Source organism: Micromonospora sp. NPDC048894 (assembly GCF_040649765.1).
GTDB lineage: Bacteria > Actinomycetota > Actinomycetes > Mycobacteriales > Micromonosporaceae > Micromonospora > Micromonospora antibiotica.
The window spans coordinates 63,072-82,796 of sequence record NZ_JBEZFY010000022.1 but is presented as its reverse complement, the minus strand read 5'-3'; the positions used below and the strand labels follow the sequence as shown (position 1 = coordinate 82,796).

Sequence of the window (19,725 nt, the reverse complement as noted above, 5' to 3'; positions counted from 1 at the left end):
CGAAAACTCCACAAACGTCTCCGGCGTCGCCATCACCGTCACCCCACCAGCCAACGCCAGATCACACTCACCCGACCGCAACGCCTGACCCGCCAGATGCATCGCCACCAACGACGACGAACACGCCGTGTCGACCGACACCGCCGGCCCCTCCAAGCCGAACGTGTACGCCACCCGGCCGGTGACGATGCTGCCGGAGCTGTGCCCGGAGACGTAGTCGTGGTACATCACCCCGGCGAACACACCGGTGGACGAGCCGCGCAGGGTTCCCGGGTCGATGCCGGCCCGCTCGAACGCCTCCCAGGACGTCTCCAGCAGCAACCGTTGCTGCGGGTCCATGATCACCGCTTCGCGGGGGGAGATGCCGAAGAAGACCGGGTCGAACTGGGCGGCATCGGTGAGGAATCCACCCTTGTCCACGTAGGTGGTGTCGGGGCGGGTGCTCGTCGGGTCGTAGAGCCGGGCCAGGTCCCAACCCCGATCGGTCGGGAAGCCGTCGACGGCGTCGGTGCCCTCGGCGACGAGCCGCCACAGGTCCTCCGGCGAGGTGATACCGCCGGGGTAGCGGCAGGCCATCCCGACGATCGCCACCGGCTCGTCGGCGACGGTCGTGGCGGTCTGCCGCACGGCGTCGGTGTCGTCCGGGCCGGCGATCTCGCTGAGCAGGTGCCGGGCCAGGTCACGCGGGGACGGGTAGTCGAAGATCAGGGTGGCTGGCAGCCGCAGGCCGGTGCTGACGGCGAGCCCGTTGCGCAGTTCCACGGCGGTGAGCGAGTCGAAGCCCAGCTCCTGGAACGCGCGGCCGGCGTCGATCCGCTCGGCGGAGGCGTGCCCGAGCACCGTGGCCACCTGGCTGAGGACCAGGGCGGTCGCGGCGCGCTCACGCTCCTCGGTGGAGAGCACGGCGAGGTCCGCCGCCCACCCGGTCGCGGCGCTCCCCGTGGCGGCGCGGGCGGCCGTGCGCCGGGCCGGGCGGACCAGACCGTGGAACGGCAACGGCAGGTCGTCGCCGAGGGCACGCAGGGCGGCCAGGTCGAGCCGGGCCGGCACCGCAGTCGGGTACGGGTTGGCGACGCCCGCGTCGAGCAGGGCCAACCCGTCGGCGGTGGTCAACGGCAGCACCCCACCCCGGGACATCCGCTCCCGGTCGGCGTCGGCGAGCCGGTCGGTCATCGCCGAACCCTCACCCCACAACCCCCACGCCAACGACACCGCCGGCAACCCGGCCATCCGACGGGACACCGCCAATGCGTCCAGGAACGCGTTCGCCGCCGCGTAGTTGCCCTGCCCCGGCGCACCCAGCACCCCGGACAGCGAGGAGAACAGCACGAACGCCGACAGGTCCCGACCCCGGGTCAGCTCGTCGAGCAGCCATGCCGCGTCCACCTTGGGGCGCAGCACCGCGGAGAGTCGGGCGGCGGACAGCGACGACACCACGCCGTCGTCCAGCACCCCGGCGGTGTGCACCACCGCCGACAGGTCGGGGTGGCCGTCGACCAGGGCGGTGACCTGGGCCCGGTCGGCCACGTCGGCGGCGACCAGCTCGACCTGCGCACCGGCCCCGGTCAGCTCCGCGACCAGGTCGTCGGCGCCCTGCGCAGCGGGGCCCCGGCGGGACACCAGCAGCAGCCGGGTCACCCCGTGCGTCGTCACCAGGTGCCGGGCCACCGCCGCGCCGAGCGCACCTGTCGCACCGGTGACCAGCACCGTGCCGGTGCCGTAGAGCGGGGCGTCCGGGATGGACGGTTCGATGATCTGCCGGGTGAGCCGGGGCACCGAGACGACACCGTCGCGGACCCGTACCTGCGGCTCACCGGTCGCCACCGCCACGGTGAGGGAGCCGGACACGTCCGCATCCGGGTCGGTGTCGACCAGCAGCAGCCGGTCGGGGTTCTCGGCCTGCGCGGAGCGGAGCAACCCCCACACGGCCGCCCCGGTCGGGTCGGTCCCGTCGTCGCCGACGGCGCGGCGGGTGAGCACCGCCAGCCGGTGGGTGTCGGGGCCGGCCAGCCACTCCTGCACCAGGCCGAGCACCCGGTTCACCTCGTCGTGCACCGCCTCCGGGCCGGTGACGTCCCCGGCACCGCCAGCGGTCAGCACGAGCAGCTCGGGGGTGGACGTCGCCGGCCCCTGGGCGCCGGCGTCGGCGGCAGGGTCAGCCGGGCCCGCCGGGTCGGCGGGGACCGGTGCGGTGCCGGTGGCCGGGACAGCCGGGTGGTAGGCCCAGTGCGGGGTGGGCGTGGCCGTGGGGGTGCCGATCTCCTGCCAGGTCAGGTCGAACAGCGCGTCGGCGACCCCGCCGGGGCGGGTGACCTGGACGGGCCGCAGCACCAGCGAGTCGACGGTGGCGACGGGGGCACCGACGGCGTCGGCGACCGCCACCCGTACCCCGGAGCCGACCGGGGTGAGCCGGACCCGGACGCCGGCCGCGCCGGTGGCGTGCAGGGTGAGACCGGACCAGGCGAACGGCAACCCCCGGAAGGTGTCACCGTCGGCGAAGCCGAGGGCGTGCAGGCCGGCGTCGAGCACGGCGGGGTGCAGGCCGAACCCGTCGGCGTCCACCCCCTCCGGCAGGGCGACCTCGGCAAAGAACTCGTCGCCGCGCCGCCAGACCCGGCGCAGGCCCCGGAACACCGGGCCGTAGACCAGGCCGCCGGTCGCCAGGTGGTGGTAGAGGTCGTCGGTGGGCACCGCTTCCGCACCGGCGGGCGGCCACTCGGTGAGGGCGGTCCCGGTGGTACGCCGACCGGCGGCGAGCACCCCGCTGGCGTGCCGGGTCCACGGGGCGTCGGTGTCGGCGCTGCGGGCGTACACCTGGAGGGTGCGGGTGTGGCCGGTGTCGGCGGGGCCGACGACGACCTGGAGCTGCACGCCGCCGCGTTCGGGCAGCACCAGCGGGGCTTCGATGGTGAGTTCGTCGACGGTTTCGGCGCCGACCTGCGCGCCGGCGTGCAGGGCGAGGTCGACGTAGCCGGTGCCGGGGAAGACCACCGCGCCGGCCACGGCGTGGTCGGCGAGCCACGGGTGCCGGTCTAGGGAGAGCCGGCCGGTGAGGACGGCCCCGTCGGCGTTGGCGAGGGTGACGGCCGCGCCCAGCAGCGGGTGGTCGGCGGAGTCCAGACCCATCGCGGTGGCGTCACCGGGGTCGGCCGGGGCGTCCAGCCAGAAGCGTTGGTGTTGGAAGGCGTAGGTGGGCAGGTCGACGGTCCGGCCGCCCGGGTTGACGGCCGCCCAGTCGAGGTCGACACCGCTGATCCACGCCTGCGCCATCCCGGCCGCGTACGCCTCGACCTGCTCACGCTTGCGGCGCTGCAACGCGATCGCGGTGGCGTCCTCGACGCAGTCGGCGACCATCGCGGTCAGCACACTGTCCGGCCCGATCTCCACGAACCGGGTGACACCCCGGGCCGCGAGGGCGGCGACCGCGTCGGCGAACCGGACCGTGCCCCGCACCTGACCCTGCCAGTACCCGACCGAGCCGAGTTCCTCGTCGGTGACGAGGTCACCGGTCGCGGTCGACACCAGCGGAACACCCGCCGGATTGGCGGTGACCCCGGCGAGGACCTGCCCGTACTCGGCCAGCATCGGGTCCATCAAATGCGAATGGAACGCATGCGACACCCGCAACCGACGCGTCTTCACCTCAAGACGAGCCTCCAACGCCGCGACCTGCTCCTCCGTCCCCGACACGACCACCGCACGAGGACCGTTCACCGCCGCCACGTCCACGTCACCCAGATCCAACTCCGCCAACGGCGCAGCGATCGCCAACATCGCCCCACCCGACGGCAGAGCCTGCATCAACCCACCACGCGCCGCCACCACCCGACACGCATCCGCCAGCGACCACACCCCCGCGACATACGCGGCAGCCAACTCACCGATCGAATGACCCACCACGAAATCAGGCTTCAACCCCCACGACTCCGCCAGACGGAACAACGCCACCTCAACCGCGAACAACGCCGGCTGCGTCCACCCCGTCTGATCCAACACACCACCCGGATCGGTGAACATCACCTCCCGCAAATCACCACCCAGCAACGACCCGAACGCCACACACACCTCATCCAGAGCCTGCGCGAACACCGGGAAAGCCGCCGCCAACTCACGACCCATCCCCACCCGCTGCGCACCCTGACCGGTGAACAACACCGCCGTACGACCGGCGACGGTCCGACCGGACAGGCCACCGCCGGCGGCCAGGGTCTCCAGGCCGGCCACGTCGTCACCGAGCACCACACCCCGGTACGCGGCGGCGGCCCGGGTGGTGCCCAGCGCGTACCCGACGTCCACCGGCCGCTCGTCGGTGAGGAACTCCCGCAGCCGGTCGGCCTGCCCGGCGAGCGCCGCCGCCGACCGCCCGGACAGCGGCCAGAGCACCACCGGCGGCTCGGCGGTCTCGTCCGACGCGACGGTCTCCGCCGGGGGTGCCTGCTCCAGGATCACGTGCCCGTTGGTGCCGCTCACCCCGAACGACGACACCCCGCCCCGGCGCGGCTGGCCGTGGTCGGGCCACTGCCGAGCCTCGGTCAGCAGCTGCACGGTGCCGGCGGACCAGTCGACGTGAGTGGACGGCTCCCCCACGTGCAGGCTCTTGGGCAGGACGCCGTTGTGCAGCGCCATCACCATCTTGATCACACCGCTGACGGCGGCGGCGGCCTGGGCGTGGCCGATGTTCGACTTGACCGAGCCGAGCCAGAGCGGCCGGTCGGCCGGCCGGTCGCGCCCGTACGTGGCGATCAGCGCCTCCGCCTCGATCGGGTCACCGAGGGTGGTGCCGGTGCCGTGCGCCTCGATCAGGTCGACGTCGCTGGAGGTGAGGCCGGCGTTGGCGAGCGCCTGGAGGATGACCCGCTGCTGCGCCACCCCGTTGGGGGCGGTCAGACCGTTGGACGCGCCGTCCTGGTTGATCGCGGAACCCCGGATGACCGCGAGCACCCGGTGGCCGTTGCGTTGGGCGTCGGAGAGTCGTTCCAGCAGCAGCATGCCGACGCCCTCACCCCAGCCGGTGCCGTCGGCGTCGTCGGAGAACGGCTTGCAGCGGCCGTCGGAGGCGAGCCCCCGCTGCCGGCTGAACGCGACGAACGCGCCGGGCGTCGACATGACGGTGACGCCACCGGCCAGGGCCAGCCCGCACTCCCGTTGCCGCAGCGCGTGCGCGGCGAGGTGCAGCGCGACAAGCGACGACGAGCAGGCGGTGTTGACGGTGACGGCCGGCCCCTCCAACCCCAGGCTGTACGCGACCCGACCGGAGATGACCGCCCCGGAGCTGCCGGTGCTCATGTACGCCTCGACCGGTTCGGGCAGCACGGTGAGCCGGTCCCAGTAGTCCTGGCCACCGCAGCCGACGAAGACACCGACCGGACCGCCGCGCAACGTGTCGGGGTTGATACCGGCCCGTTCGCACGCCTCCCAGCTCGCCTCCAGCACCAGCCGCTGCTGCGGGTCCATCGCCAGCGCCTCGCGGGGCGAGATGCCGAAGAACTCGGCGTCGAACTCGTCGGCGTCGTGGACGAACCCACCCTGCTGGACGTAGCTGCTGCCGGCGGTGTCCGGGTCGGCGTCGTAGAGGGCGGCGGTGTCCCAGCCCCGGTCGGTGGGGAACTCGCCGATGGCGTCGACGCCGTCGGCGACCAGCCGCCACAGGTCCTCGGGCGAGTTGACCCCACCCGGGTAGCGGCAGGCCATGCCGACGATCGCGATCGGGTCCTGCTCCTGTGACTCGACCTCGCGCAGCCGCTCCCGGGTGCGGTGCAGATCGGCGGTGACCCGCTTCAGGTACTCGAGGAGCTTCTCTTCGTTCGCCATCCGAACCTCACCAAACTCGTTGCCAGCGGGACACGTTGCTCCGGGAGCGCGGTGGCGGCTCAGGTCATGCCGAGTTCCTTGTCGATCAGGTCGAACACGTCGTCGGCGGAGGCCGTTTCGAGCCGGTCGACGAGGGTGGCGCCGGTGGTGGTGCTGAGGGTTTCGTTGAGCTTCGCCAGCAGCGACTGGAGCCGGGCGGTGACCCGGTTGCGTTCGATCTCCTCCGGCGTCAGGCCGGCCACGGTGACCTCCAGCCGGTCCAGCTCGGCGAGCAGACCGCCGGCCGTGTCACCGGTGTAGCCGAGTTCGGCCCGGAGCTGGTCGGCCAGGGCGGTCGGGTTGGGGTGGTCGAACACCAGGGTGGCGGAGAGCCGTACGCCGGTGGCGGCGCTGAGCCGGTTGCGCAGCTCGACGGCGGTCACCGAGTCCATGCCGAGTTCCTTGAACGCGCGCTGCGGCTCGACCAGGTCGGCGTCGCCGTAGCCGAGGACGGCCGCCACGTTGGTGCGGACGGTCTCCAGCAGCAGGGCGCGCTGCTCGGCCTCGGGCAGGGTGCCGAGCCGGTCGGCGAGCGCCGAAGACGCCCCCGTTTCGGTGGTCTCGGCGGCCTCGGGGGCGGCGTCGGGGAGTTCGGCCAGCAGCGGCCGGGGCCGGGCCAGCGTATAGATGGGGCCGAACCGGGCCCAGTCGACGTCGGCGACGACGAGGTGGCTCTCGTCGTGGTCGAGGGCCTGCCCGAGCGCGTCGACGGCGAGCCGGGGGTCCATCACGCCGACGCCGAGCCGGTCGAGGTGTGCCCCGACCTCGCCGCCGGCCATGCCACCGCCGCCGCCCCAGCTGCCCCAGGCGACCGAGGTGGCGACCGCACCCCGGGTCCGCCGCCGGTGCGCCAGCGCGTCGAGGTACGCGTTGGCCGTGGCGTACCCGGCCTGGCCGGCGCTGCCCCACACCGCGGCACCGGAGGAGAACAGCACGAACGCGTCCAGCGGCCGGTCGGCCAGCAACGCGTCGAGGTGCACCGCGCCGAGCACCTTCGCCCGGCACACGTCGGCGAAGTCGTCGAGGCCGGTCTGCCCCAACGGCACCTCGGGGTGCAGCACCCCGGCGGCGTGGAACACGGCGGTCAGCTCGTCACCGAGGTCGGCCAGGAGCGCGGCGACCGCGTCCCGGTCCGCCACGTCGAGGGCGACGACCTCGACTCCCGGGTGCCGGGCCGTCAGGTCGGCCGCGCCGGGGGCGTCCGGGCCGCGTCGGCTGGCCAGCACCACCCGCTGCGCGCCGTTGCCGACCAGCCATTCGGTGACGTGCCCGCCGACCCCGCCGGTGCCGCCGGTGACCAGGACGGTGCCGGTGGGCGTGTAGCGCCGTTCGGGCGCCCGGGTCGCCGGGTGGCGGATCATCCGGCGGGCCAGCGTGCCGGCCGCCCGCAGCGCCACCTGGTCCTCGCCGCCGCCGGTCAGCACGTCGGCGAGCCGGTCGACGGTCTGCGGCGTCCACTCGGCGGGCAGGTCGACCAGGCCGCCCCACCAGCCGGGGTAGTCGAGGGAGAGCACCGTGCCCAGGCCCCACAGGGCGCCCTGGGCCGGGTCGGCGACCGGCTCGAACCGGTCCACCCCGACCCCACCGGCGGTGACGCACCAGAGCCGACCGCTGAAGTCGGACGCGGCGAGCGCGTGCACCAGCGACACGGTGGCGGTGATCCCGGCGGACAGGCCGACGCCCAGCGGGTCGGGGCCGTCGTCCAGGGCGAGCAGGGAGAGCACCCCGGCGGGGGCCTCCCGGCCGGCGTGGTCGGTGCCGGTGACGGTGACCACCTCGGCGCCCCGGGCGGTCAGGCCGTCGGCGAGCGTACGCAGCCGCTCGTCGTCGGCCAGCGTCGCCGGGGCGACCACCCACCACACGCCGGTGAGCTGCCCGCCGGTGGGCACCTCGGTCGGCCGCCACACCACCCGGTACCGCCAGCCGTCCACGGTGGCGACGTCGCGCTGCCGGGACCGCCACGACGTCAGGCCGGGCAGCACCTCCCCGACGAGTGCGGTGTCGACGCCGAGGCCGTCGGCGAGCAGGTCGACGTCGGCGCGTTCCACCGCGTCCCAGAATCCGGCGTCGGTGCCGCCTGCGGCCGGGGCGGTGACGGTCGGCGCGATCCAGTAACGCTCGTGCTGGAAGGCGTAGGTGGGCAGGTCCGCCCGGCGGGTGCCGGGCAGGGCGACGGCCCAGTCCACGTCGACGCCCCGCACGTGCAGCTCGGCCAGGGAGGTGAGCAGCCGGTCCAGGCCGCCGTCGTCGCGGCGCAGGGTGCCGGTGACCACCGTCGGGCGGTCCGCCGACTCCAGCGTCTCCTGCATCCCCATGCCGAGCACCGGGTGCGGGCTGACCTCCACGAACCCGGTCCAGCCCTGCCCGGCGAGAGAGCGGATCGCCGGGTCGAACCGAACCGTGTTGCGGAGGTTGTCATACCAGTAGCGGGCGTCGAGGGTGGCGGTGTCCACCCAGTCGCCGGTGACGGTGGAGAGCATCCGGATCGTCCCGGTCTTCGGGTTGATCGGGGCCAGGTCCTCCAGCAGCCGGTGTTCCAGCAGCTCCACCTGCGCGGAGTGCGAGGCGTAGTCGACGGCGACCTGCTTGGCCCGGATCCCCTCCCCGGTGAGCTCGGCGATGAGTTCCCGCAGCGCCTCCGGGGTGCCGGAGACCACCACCGAACCCGCGCCGTTGACCACGGCGAGGGAGATGTCGCCCGCCCACCGGGCGATCCGCTCCTGCGCCCGGTCGGCGGGCAGCCCGACCGAGACCATGCCGCCCCGGCCGGCCAGCTTCTCGCCGATGGCCCGGCTGCGCAGGGTCACCACCCGCGCCCCGTCGGCCAGGGAGAGTCCGCCGGCCACGCAGGCGGCGGCGATCTCACCCTGCGAGTGGCCGACCACCGCGTCGGGTTCGACGCCGTAGCTGCGCCAGGTGGCGGCGAGGGAGACCATCATCGCCCACAGGGCGGGCTGGACCACGTCCACCCACTCCAGGGAGGGTGCGCCGGGCACCCCCCGGACCACGTCGAGCAGGTCCCAGTCGACGTACGCGCGCAGCTCGGCGGCGCAGCGGCCCATCTGTTCGGCGAAGACCGGCGAGGAGTCCAGCAGCGCGGCGGCCATGCCGACCCACTGGGCGCCCTGGCCGGGGAAGACGAACACGACCCGACCTGCGGCGTCGGCGGTGCCGGTGACCGCGGTCGCGGCGGGCAGCCCGTCGACGACCGCGCCGAGCGCGGTCCGCAGCTGCGGCAGGTCACCGCCGAGCACCACGGCCCGGTGGTCGAGCCGGGCCCGACCGGCCAGCGTCCGCCCCACGGCAGCCGGGTCGGCCGGTACGGCGTCCAGGTGCGACAGCAGCCGCTGCGCCTGGGCCCGCAGCGCCCGGTCGGTGTGCCCGGACAGCACCCACGGCAGCACCGCCGGGGTGGCGGGCTGCTCGTCCTCCTCGGCCGGGGCCACCTCTTCGAGCACGACGTGGGCGTTGGTGCCGCTGATGCCGAACGAGGAGACCGCGCAGCGGCGGGCGTGGCCGGTCTGCGGCCACTCCACCGGCTCGGTGAGCAGCTTGACGGTCCCGGGCGACCAGTCGATCTCACCGCTGGGCTCGTCGACGTGCAGGGTGCGGGGCAGCACCCCGTGCCGCATCGCCTGCACCATTTTGATCACCCCGCCGACACCGGCGGCGGCCTGCGAGTGGCCGATGTTGGACTTCAGCGAGCCGAGCCACAGTGGCCGGTCGGCGGGCCGGTCCCGGCCGTACGTGGCGAACAGCGCCTGCGCCTCGATCGGGTCGCCGAGCCGGGTGCCGGTGCCGTGCGCCTCGACCGCGTCGATCTCCTGACCGGCGAGCCGGGCGTTGGCCAGCGCGGCGCGGATGACCCGACGCTGGGAGGGACCGTTGGGGGCGGTGAGGCCGTTGGACGCGCCGTCCTGGTTGATCGCGGAGCCCCGGATGACGGCGAGCACCGGGTGTCCGTTGCGGCGGGCGTCGGAGAGCCGTTCCAGCACCAGCGACCCGGCGCCCTCGGCCCAGCCGGTGCCGTCGGCGGCGGCGGCGAACGACTTGCACCGGCCGTCGAAGGACAGCGCCCGCTGCCGGGAGAACTCGACGAACGCGTCGGGGGTGCCGATCACGGTGACCCCACCGGCGACGGCGAGCGACGACTCCCCGGAGCGCAGCGACTGGCAGGCCCAGTGCAGGGCGACCAGCGACGACGAGCAGCCGGTGTCGACGGTGACCGCCGGCCCCTCCAGCCCGAGGGTGTACGACAGCCGACCGGAGACGATGCTGCCGGCGCCCCAGCTGTTCGGGTAGTCGTGGTAGACGACGCCGGTGAACACGGCGGTGGGGCTGCCCTTGAGCGACAGCGGGTCGATGCCGGCCCGTTCCAACGCCTCCCAGGACGTCTCCAGGAACAGCCGCTGCTGCGGGTCCATCTCGGCGGCCTCGCGGGGCGAGATGCCGAAGAAGGTCGGGTCGAAGTCGGCGGCCCCATAGAGGAATCCGCCGTCGCGGGTGTAGCTGGTGCCGGGGTGGTCCGGGTCAGGGTCGTAGAGCCGGTCGAGGTCCCAGCCCCGGTCGGTGGGCATGCCGGAGATCGCGTCGGTGCCGGCCGCGACGAGGTCCCACAGGGCCTCGGGCGAGTCGACGCCGCCGGGGTAGCGGCAGCCCATGCCGACGATGGCGATCGGTTCGGCGGCGCGCTCCTCGATGTCGCGGAGCCGCTCGCTGGTCTCGTGCAGGTCGGCCGTGACCCGCCGCAGGTAGTCACGAAGCTTCTGTTCGTTGGACATCAGGAACCCATTCCCGGACGGCGCCGACGGAGCGGACGGATCATGAGGTGCCGAACTTGCTGTCGATGAAGTCGAAGAGGTCGTCGTCGGAGGCGGTGTCGAGATCCTCGGTGACGCTGGCGACCTCGGCCGGGCGTTGACCGGCGGTCCACGCGGCGAGCATGGTGCGCAGCCGCTCCCCCACCCCGGCCCGGGTGCTCTCGTCGAGCGCGGCGACCGCGTCGGCGTCCAGAGTGGACAGCGCCGCCTGGAGCCGGTCGAGGTCGTCGAGCAGGGTGACGCCCCCGGCGTCGGCGGGCACCAGCTCGGTGAGCAGTTGCTGGGCCAGCTCGGTCGGGGTCGGGTAGTCGAAGACCAGGGTGGCGGGCAGCCGCAGCGCCGTCTCGGTGGTGAGCCGGTTGCGCAGCTCCACGGCGGTCAGCGAGTCGAACCCGGCCTCCTTGAACGCCCGCTCCGGGTCGACGTCCGCGCCGGAGGCGTACCCGAGGACGGCGGCGACCTGGTCGCGGACCAGCGCCAGGACGGTGTCCAGGCGGTCCGGTGACGGCATCGCGGCGAGCCGGCCGGCGAGGTCGGCGGTCGCGGCGACCGGGGCGGCCGGTTCGGCCTCGGGTTGGGCGTCGGGCAGCGCGGCCAGCAGCGGCCGGGGCCGGGCCAGGGTGTAGACCGGGGTGAACCGGGTCCAGTCGATGTCGGCGACGACGAGGTGGCTCTCGTCGTGGTCGAGGGCCTCCCGCAGCGCCCGGACGGCGAGCCGGGGTTCCATCGGCGGGGTGCCCTGCCGGCGCAGGTGCGCGGTGGCCTCCCCGTCGGCCATCCCGCCGCCGGCCCAGCTGCCCCAGGCGACCGAGGTGGCGACCGCACCCCGGGTCCGCCGCCGGTGCGCCAGCGCGTCGAGGTACGCGTTGGCCGTGGCGTACCCGGCCTGGCCGGCGCTGCCCCACACCGCGGCACCGGAGGAGAACAGCACGAACGCGTCCAGCGGCCGGTCGGCCAGCAACGCGTCGAGGTGCACCGCGCCGAGCACCTTCGCCCGGCACACGTCGGCGAACTCCGCCACGCTGGTCTCCGGCAGCGACCTCTCCTGGTGCAGCACCCCGGCGGCGTGGAAGACGGCGGTCAGCTCGTCACCGAGGTCGGCCAGGAGCGCGGCGACCGCGTCCCGGTCCGCCACGTCGAGGGCGACGACCTCGACACCCGGATGCCGGGCCGTCAGGTCGGCCGCGCCGGGGGCGGCCGGGCCGCGCCGGCTGGCCAGCACCACCCGGTCGGCACCCTGGTCGAGCAGCCATCCGGTGAGGTGCGCGCCGATGCCACCGGTGCCGCCGGTGACCAGCACGGTGCCGGTGGGCGTGTAGTGGCGTTCGGCGTTGCCGGCGGCGGGCCAGCGGACCAGCCGTCGGGCCAGCACCCCTGCGGTACGGACGGCCACCTGGTCCTCCGCACCGGCGGCGAGGACGTCGGCGAGCCGCGCGACGTGCTCGTCGGTCCAGTCGGTGGGCAGGTCGACCAGGCCACCCCAGGAGTGCGGGTACTCCAGGGACAGCACGGTGCCGAGGCCCCAGAGCGCGCCCTGCGCGGGGTGCGGCAGGTCCTCGAACCGGTCGACGGCGATGCCGCCTGCGGTGAGGCACCAGATCCGGCCGGCGAAGTCGGTGGCGGTGAGGGCCTGGATCAGCGCGACGGTGTCGGTGACGCCGACGGAGAGCCCGGCGTCGGTGGGGTCGGGGGTGTCGTCGAGGGCGAGCAGGGACAGCACCCCGGCGGGGGTGTCCCCGGCGGGCAGGTCGGTGCCGGTGACGGTGACGACGTCGGCGCCCCGGTCGGCCAGTCCGGCGGCGAGGGCGGTCAACCGCTCGTCACCGGTCGACGCGGCCGGTACGACGAGCCACCAGGTGCCGGTGAGTTCGCCGCCGTCGGGAAGCTCGGTGGAGCGCCACACCACCCGGTAGCGCCAGTCGTCCACGGTGGCCGCGTCCCGTTGCCGGTCGCGCCAGGCGGCGAGGCCGGGGAGTACCTCGGTGACGACACCGGGGGTGACGCCGAGACCGTCGGCGAGCAGGTCGGTGTCGCCCCGGTCGACGGCGTCCCAGAACCCGCCGTCGGCCTCGTCGGTGCCGGTGCCGGCGGTGGTGTCGGGCTCGATCCAGTACCGCTGGTGCTGGAAGGCGTAGGTGGGCAGGTCGACGGTCCGGCCGCCCGGGTTGACGGCCGCCCAGTCGAGGTCGACGCCGCTGATCCACGCCTGCGCCATCCCGGCCGCGTACGCCTCGACCTGCTCACGCTTGCGGCGCTGGAGCGGGATCGCGGTGGCGTCCTCGACGCAGTCGGCGACCATCGCGGTCAGCACACTGTCAGGCCCGATCTCCACGAACCGCGTCACCCCACGGGCCGCCAGAGCGGCCACCGCGTCAGCGAACCGCACGGTCCCCCGCACCTGACCCTGCCAGTACCCGACCGAACCCAACTCATCGTCGGTGACGAGATCACCGGTCGCGGTCGACACCAACGGAACACCCGCCGGACTGGCGGTCACTCCACGGAGGACCTGCCCGTAGTCGGCCAGCATCGGGTCCATCAAATGCGAATGGAACGCATGCGACACCCGCAACCGACGCGTCTTCACCTCAAGACGAGCCTCCAACGCCGCGACCTGCTCCTCCGTCCCCGAGACGACCACCGCCCGGGGGCCGTTCACCGCCGCGACGTCGATGTCACCGAGATCCAACTCCGCCAGCGGCGCGGCGATCGCCAACATGGCCCCACCCGCCGGAAGGGCCTGCATCAGACCACCACGCGCCGCCACCACCCGACACGCATCCGCCAGCGACCACACCCCCGCGACATACGCGGCAGCCAACTCACCGATCGAATGACCCACCACGAAATCAGGCTTCAACCCCCACGACTCCGCCAGACGGAACAACGCCACCTCAACCGCGAACAACGCCGGCTGCGTCCACCCCGTCTGATCCAACACACCACCCGGGTCGGTGAACATCACCTCCCGCAGATCACCACCCAGCAACGACCCGAACGCCACACACACCTCATCCAGAGCCTGCGCGAACACCGGGAAAGCCGCCGCCAACTCGCGACCCATCCCCACCCGCTGCGCACCCTGACCGGTGAACAACACCGCCGTACGACCGCCGGTCACCCGACCTGACAGGCCGCTGCCCGAGGTCAGGGCCTCCAGGGAGGCGGCCAGCTCGGCGGCCGTACCGCCGACGGCGACGGCCCGGTGGTCCAGGGCCGCCCGACCGGCGGACAACGAGTGCCCCACGTCGACCGGCCGTTCCTCGGTGCGGAAGTCCCGCAGGCGGGCGGCCTGCTCGGCCAGCGCACCGGCGGACCGGGCGGACAGCGGCCAGAGCACCACCGGCGGCTCGGGGATCGCGGCCGGTGCGGTGGGCCCGGCTGGCGGAGCCTCCTCGACGATCACGTGCGCGTTGGTGCCGCTGATGCCGAACGACGACACCCCGGCGCGGCGGGGGCGGTCCCCGGCCGGCCAGTCGACCGGCTCGGTGAGCAGCCGTACGTCGCCGGCCGCCCAGTCGACCTGCCGGGACGGCGTCTCGGCGTGCAGGGTGCGCGGCAGGGTGCCGTGCCGCATCGCCATCACCATCTTGATCACACCGGCCATGCCGGCGGCGGCCTGGGCGTGACCCATGTTGGACTTGATCGAGCCGAGCCACAGAGGGCGGTCCCGGTCCCGACCGTAGGTGGCGAGCAGCGCCTGCGCCTCGATCGGGTCACCCAGGGTGGTACCGGTGCCGTGCGCCTCGACCACGTCCACGTCGGCGACGGAGAGCCGGGCGTTGGCCAGCGCCGCCCGGATCACCCGCTGCTGGGCCGGCCCGTTCGGCGCGGTCAACCCGTTCGACGCACCGTCCTGGTTCACCGCCGAACCCCGGATCAGCCCGTAGACGCGGTGCCCGTTGCGCTGCGCGTCGGAGAGCCGTTCCAGCATCAGCACCCCGACGCCCTCGGCCCAGCCGGTGCCGTCGGCGTCGTCGGAGAACGACTTGCACCGGCCGTCCGGGGCGAGCCCCCGCTGCCGGCTGAACGCCACGAACGGGGTGGGGTTCGACATCACCAGCACCCCACCGGCGACGGCGGTCGCGCACTCCCCGGCCCGCAGCGCCTGGCTGGCGAGGTGCAGTGCGACGAGCGACGAGGAACACGCCGTGTCGATGGTCATCGACGGCCCCTCGAACCCGAACGCGTACGACACCCGGCCGGAGATCACCGACGCGGAACTGCCGGTGCTCAGGTACGCCTCCGACTCGGCGGGGGCGAGACCGAGCAGGTCACCGTAGTCCTGGGCGCCGGAGCCGACGAACACCCCGACGGGGCTGCCACGCAACGCCTCCGGGTCCATCCCGGCCCGCTCGACCGCCTCCCAGGTGACCTCCAGCATCAGCCGCTGCTGCGGGTCCATGGCGATCGCCTCGCGGGGCGAGATGCCGAAGAACTCGGCGTCGAAAGCGCCCGCCTCGTAGACGAAACCGCCGGAGCGGACGTAGCTGGTGCCCGGCTGGTCCGGGTCGGCGTCGAAGAGGGCGTCGGAGTCCCAGCCCCGGTCGACGGGGAACGCGCTGATCGCGTCGGTGCCGCTGTCGACGAGCCGCCACAGGTCCTCCGGGGACCGGACGCCGCCGGGGTAACGGCAGCTCATTCCGATGATGGCGATCGGCTCGTCGGGGTCGGACCCGCCGACGCCGGACGCGACGGGGGTCGGGGCGGCGGTGCCGACGAGTTCGTCGTACAGGTGGCGGGCCAGCACGGCGGGGGTCGGGTGGTCGTAGACCATGGTGGCCGGCAGGCGCAGCCCGACGGCCGCGCCGAGGGCGTTGCGCAGTTCGACCGCGGTCAGCGAGTCGAACCCGAGTTCCCGGAACGGCCGCTGGACGTCCACGGTGGTCGCCGCGTCGTACCCGAGGACGGCGGCGACCTGGGCGCGGACGGTGTCCAGCAGGTACGGCAGCCGCTCGACGTCGGGCAGCCCGGCCAGCACGGAGGTGTCGGTGGGCGCGGTCGGGGCGGCGGCGGGGGTCTGCTGGGCCTCGGGGAGCGCGGCGAGCAGCGGCCGGGGCCGGGCCAGGGTGTAGATCGGCGTGAACCGGGCCCAGTCGATGTTGGTGACCACGAGGTGGCTCTCGTCGTGGTCGAGGACCTGCCGCAACGCCCCGAGGGCGAGGCGCGGCTCCATCGGCGGGGTGCCCTGCCGCAGGAGTTGCGCGGTGGCCTCGTCGTCGACCATGCCGCCGCCGCCCCAGGTGCCCCAGGCCACCGAGGTGGCGGTCAGGCCCCGGCGGCGGCGCTGGTGGGCCAACGCATCGAGCCAGGCGTTGCCGGTGCCGTAGGCGGCCTGCCCGGCGCTGCCCCAGACGGCCGCGCCGGAGGCGAACAGCACGAACGCGTCGAGCGGCCGGTCGCCGAGCAGGGCGTCGAGGTGGGTCGCGCCGAGGACCTTGGCCCGGCACACGGCGGCGAAGTCGTCGAGGTCGGTCTCGCCGAGGGGGGCCGGGTCGTAGAGCACCCCGGCGGCGTGGAAGACGGCGGTCAGGTCGACGCCGATCCCGTCGAGCAGCGCGGCGACCGCGTCCCGATCGGCCACGTCGCAGGCGACGACCTGCACGCCGGGCAGGCGGGCGGCCAGGTCGGCGGCGCCGGGGGCGGCGGGGCCACGCCGGCTGGCCAGCACCACCCGCTCGGCGCCCTGGTCGAGGAGCCATTCGGTGAGGTGCGCGCCGATGCCACCGGTGCCGCCGGTGACGAGCACGGTGCCGGTGGGCGTGTAGCGCCGGTCGGGGCTGCCGGCGACGGGCCAGCGCACCATCCGCCGGGCCAGCACCCCGGCGGTACGCAGGGCGACCTGGTCCTCGCTGCCGTCGGCGAGCACGTCGACGAGCCGGGTGAGGATGTCGGGCGTCCAGTCGGCGGGCAGGTCGACCAGGCCACCCCACCAGCCGGGGTAGTCGAGGGAGAGCACCGTGCCGAGACCCCAGAGGCCGGCCTGTGCGGCGTGCGGCAGGTCCTCGTACCGGTCGACGGCTACCCCGCCGGTGGTCAGGCACCACAGCCGGCCGGTGATGTCGGCGGCGGCGAGGGCCTGCACCAGGCGTACGGTGCCGGTGACCCCGGCGGACAGCCCGGCGTCGTACGGGTCCGGGGTGTCGTCGAGGCCGAGCAGCGAGACGATCCCGCTCGGGGTGCCCCGGCCGGCGAGCGGGTCGGTGCCGGGGAGCAGGTCGGTGCCGGTGAGCTTGGTGACGGTGGCGCCCCGGGTGGCGAGCGCGTCGGCGATGGCGGTGATCCGGGGGTCGTCGGTGAGCGGGTCCGGGGTGACGAGCCACCAGTCGCCGGTGAGTTCCGGCCCGGTGGGCAGGTCGGTGCCCCGCCACACGACCCGGTACCGCCAGTCGTCGGTGACGGTGGCCGGGGCGGCGGTGGGGGCGGCCAGCCAGTACCGCTGCCGGGCGAAGGCGTAGCTGGGCAGGTCGACCTGTCGCGCGCCGGGGTGCACGGCCGTCCAGTCGAGGTCGACGCCGGTGGTCCACGCCTGCGCCATCCCGGTCGCGTACGCGGTGACCTGGTCCCGGTCCCGGCGCTGCAACGCGATCGCTGCGGTGTCCTCGACGCAGTCGGCGACCATCGCGGTCAGCACACTGTCCGGCCCGATCTCCACGAACCGGGTCACACCCCGGGCCGCCAGAGCGGCCACCGCGTCAGCGAACCGCACGGTCCCCCGCACCTGACCCTGCCAGTACCCGACCGAACCCAACTCCTCGTCGGTGACAAGATCACCGGTCGCGGTCGACACCAACGGGATCGCCACCGGGTTGGCGGTCACTCCACGGAGGACCTGCCCGTAGTCGGCGAGCATCGGGTCCATCAGATGCGAATGGAACGCATGCGACACCCGCAACCGACGCGTCTTCACCTCAAGACGAGCCTCCAACGCCGCGACCTGCTCCTCCGTGCCGGACACGACCACCGCACGAGGACCGTTCACCGCCGCCACGTCCACGTCACCCAGATCCAACTCCGCCAAGGGCGCAGCGATCGCCAACATCGCCCCACCGGCCGGAAGGGCCTGCATCAGACCACCCCGGGCCGCGACGACCCGACACGCGTCCGCCAGCGACCAGACACCGGACACGTGCGCGGCAGCCAACTCACCGATCGAGTGACCCGCCACGAAATCAGGCTTGAGACCCCACGACTCCGCCAGACGGAACAACGCCACCTCAACCGCGAACAACGCCGGCTGCGTCCAGCCGGTCTGGTCCAGGAGACCGTCCGGGTCGGTGAACATCACCTCCCGCAGATCACCACCCAGCAACGACCCGAACGCCGCACACACCTCATCCAGAGCCTGCGCGAACACCGGGAAAGCCGCCGCCAAATCGCGACCCATCCCCACCCGCTGCGCACCCTGACCGGTGAACAACACTGCCGTACGACCGCCGGTCACCCGACCCGACAGGCCGGTGCCGGCGACCAGGGCGTCGAGGCCGGCGGGCAGCTCGGCCCCCTCCCGGCCGACCGCCACCCCCCGGAACTCCAACCCGGCCCGGCCCGCGCCGAGCGAGAACCCGACGTCCACCGGACGCGCATCGGTGCCGGCGGCGAACTCCGCGATCCGGGCGGCCTGGCGGGTCAGCCCCTCGGGGGAGCGTCCCGACACCGGCCAGAGGGTGACCGGTGGCGTCGGTCCCGCCGCGACGGCCTCCACGGGGGGTGCCTGCTCGACGATGAGGTGCACGTTGGTACCGCTGATCCCGAACGACGACACCCCGGCCCGACGGGGCCGGTCCACCGCCGGCCAGTCGACCTGTTCGGTGAGCAGCCGCACGTCCCCGGCGCCCCAGTCGACCTGCCGGGACGGCGTCTCGGCGTGCAGGGTGCGCGGCAGGGTGCCGTGCCGCATCGCCATCACCATCTTGATCACCCCGGCGACCCCGGCGGCGGCCTGGGCGTGCCCGATGTTCGACTTGATCGAGCCGAGGTAGAGCGACCGCTCCCGGTCCCGGCCGTAGGTGGCCAGCACCGCCTGCGCCTCGATCGGGTCACCCAGGGTGGTACCGGTGCCGTGCGCCTCGACCACGTCCACGTCGGCGACGGAGAGCCGGGCGTTGGCCAGCGCCGCCCGGATCACCCGCTGCTGGGCCGGCCCGTTCGGCGCGGTCAACCCGTTCGACGCACCGTCCTGGTTCACCGCCGAACCCCGGATCAGCCCGTAGACGCGGTGCCCGTTGCGCTGCGCGTCGGACAACCGCTCCAGCACCAGCACCCCGACGCCCTCGGCCCAGGCCGCGCCGTCCGCACCGTCGCCGAAGGAGCGGCAGCGGCCGTCCGGGGACAGGGCACGTTGCCTGCTGAACTCGACGAACAGTTGTGGGGTGGCCATCACCGCGACCCCACCGGCCAGGGCCAGCCCGCACTCCTCCTTGCGCAGCGACTGGCAGGCCAGGTGCACGGCCACCGACGACGACGAGCAGGCGGTGTCGACGGTGATCGCCGGGCCCTCCAGGCCCAGGTTGTAGGCGACCCGACCGGAGACGAGGCTGCCGGAGGTGGTGCTGTCGACGTAGTCGTGGTGCATCACGCCGACGAAGACGCCGGTGGCGCTGCCCTTCATGGCGGTCGGGTCGATCCCGCCGTACTCGAAGGCCTCCCAGGCCGCCTCCAGCAGCAACCGCTGCTGCGGGTCCGTCTCCACCGCCTCCCGGGGGCTCATCCCGAAGAAGCCCGGGTCGAAGTCGGCGGCGTCGTAGAGGAAACCGCCGTGCCGGGTGTAGCTCCTGCCGGGTTTGCCGGGCTCCGGGTCGTAGACGCCGTCGACGTCCCAGCCCCGGTCGGTGGGGAAGCCGGAGATGGCGTCGGTGCCGTCGGCGACGAGCCGCCACAGGTCCTCCGGCGACCGGACCCCACCGGGGTAGCGGCAGCCCATGCCGACGATCGCGATCGGCTCCTGGTCCCGGCTCTCCACCTCACGCAGCCGCCGGTTGGCCTGTTGCAGTTCGGCGGTGGCGCGCTTGAGGAAGGTCCGGAGCTTGTCGTCGTTCGCCATCGTTCACACCAA

3 protein-coding genes are annotated in these 19,725 nt (G+C 74.0%); all 3 read right to left on the bottom strand.

All coding sequences use genetic code 11. From position 1 onward, the window contains the following. On the bottom strand, positions 1 to 5,811 hold a 5,811-nt coding region (locus tag AB0C22_RS30260; RefSeq protein WP_357538337.1), incomplete at its 3' end, for a type I polyketide synthase. Between the two features lie 59 nt (positions 5,812 to 5,870). Beyond that, positions 5,871 to 10,631 carry a type I polyketide synthase gene (locus tag AB0C22_RS30255; RefSeq protein ID WP_219469115.1) on the bottom strand — a complete coding sequence of 1,587 codons (4,761 nt, stop codon included), beginning with the start codon at positions 10,629 to 10,631 and terminating at the stop codon, positions 5,871 to 5,873. Between the two features lie 40 nt (positions 10,632 to 10,671). Continuing rightward, positions 10,672 to 19,713 carry a type I polyketide synthase gene (locus AB0C22_RS30250; protein ID WP_357538334.1) on the bottom strand — a complete coding sequence of 3,014 codons (9,042 nt, stop codon included), beginning with the start codon at positions 19,711 to 19,713 and terminating at the stop codon, positions 10,672 to 10,674. Positions 19,714 to 19,725 lie beyond the last annotated feature (12 nt).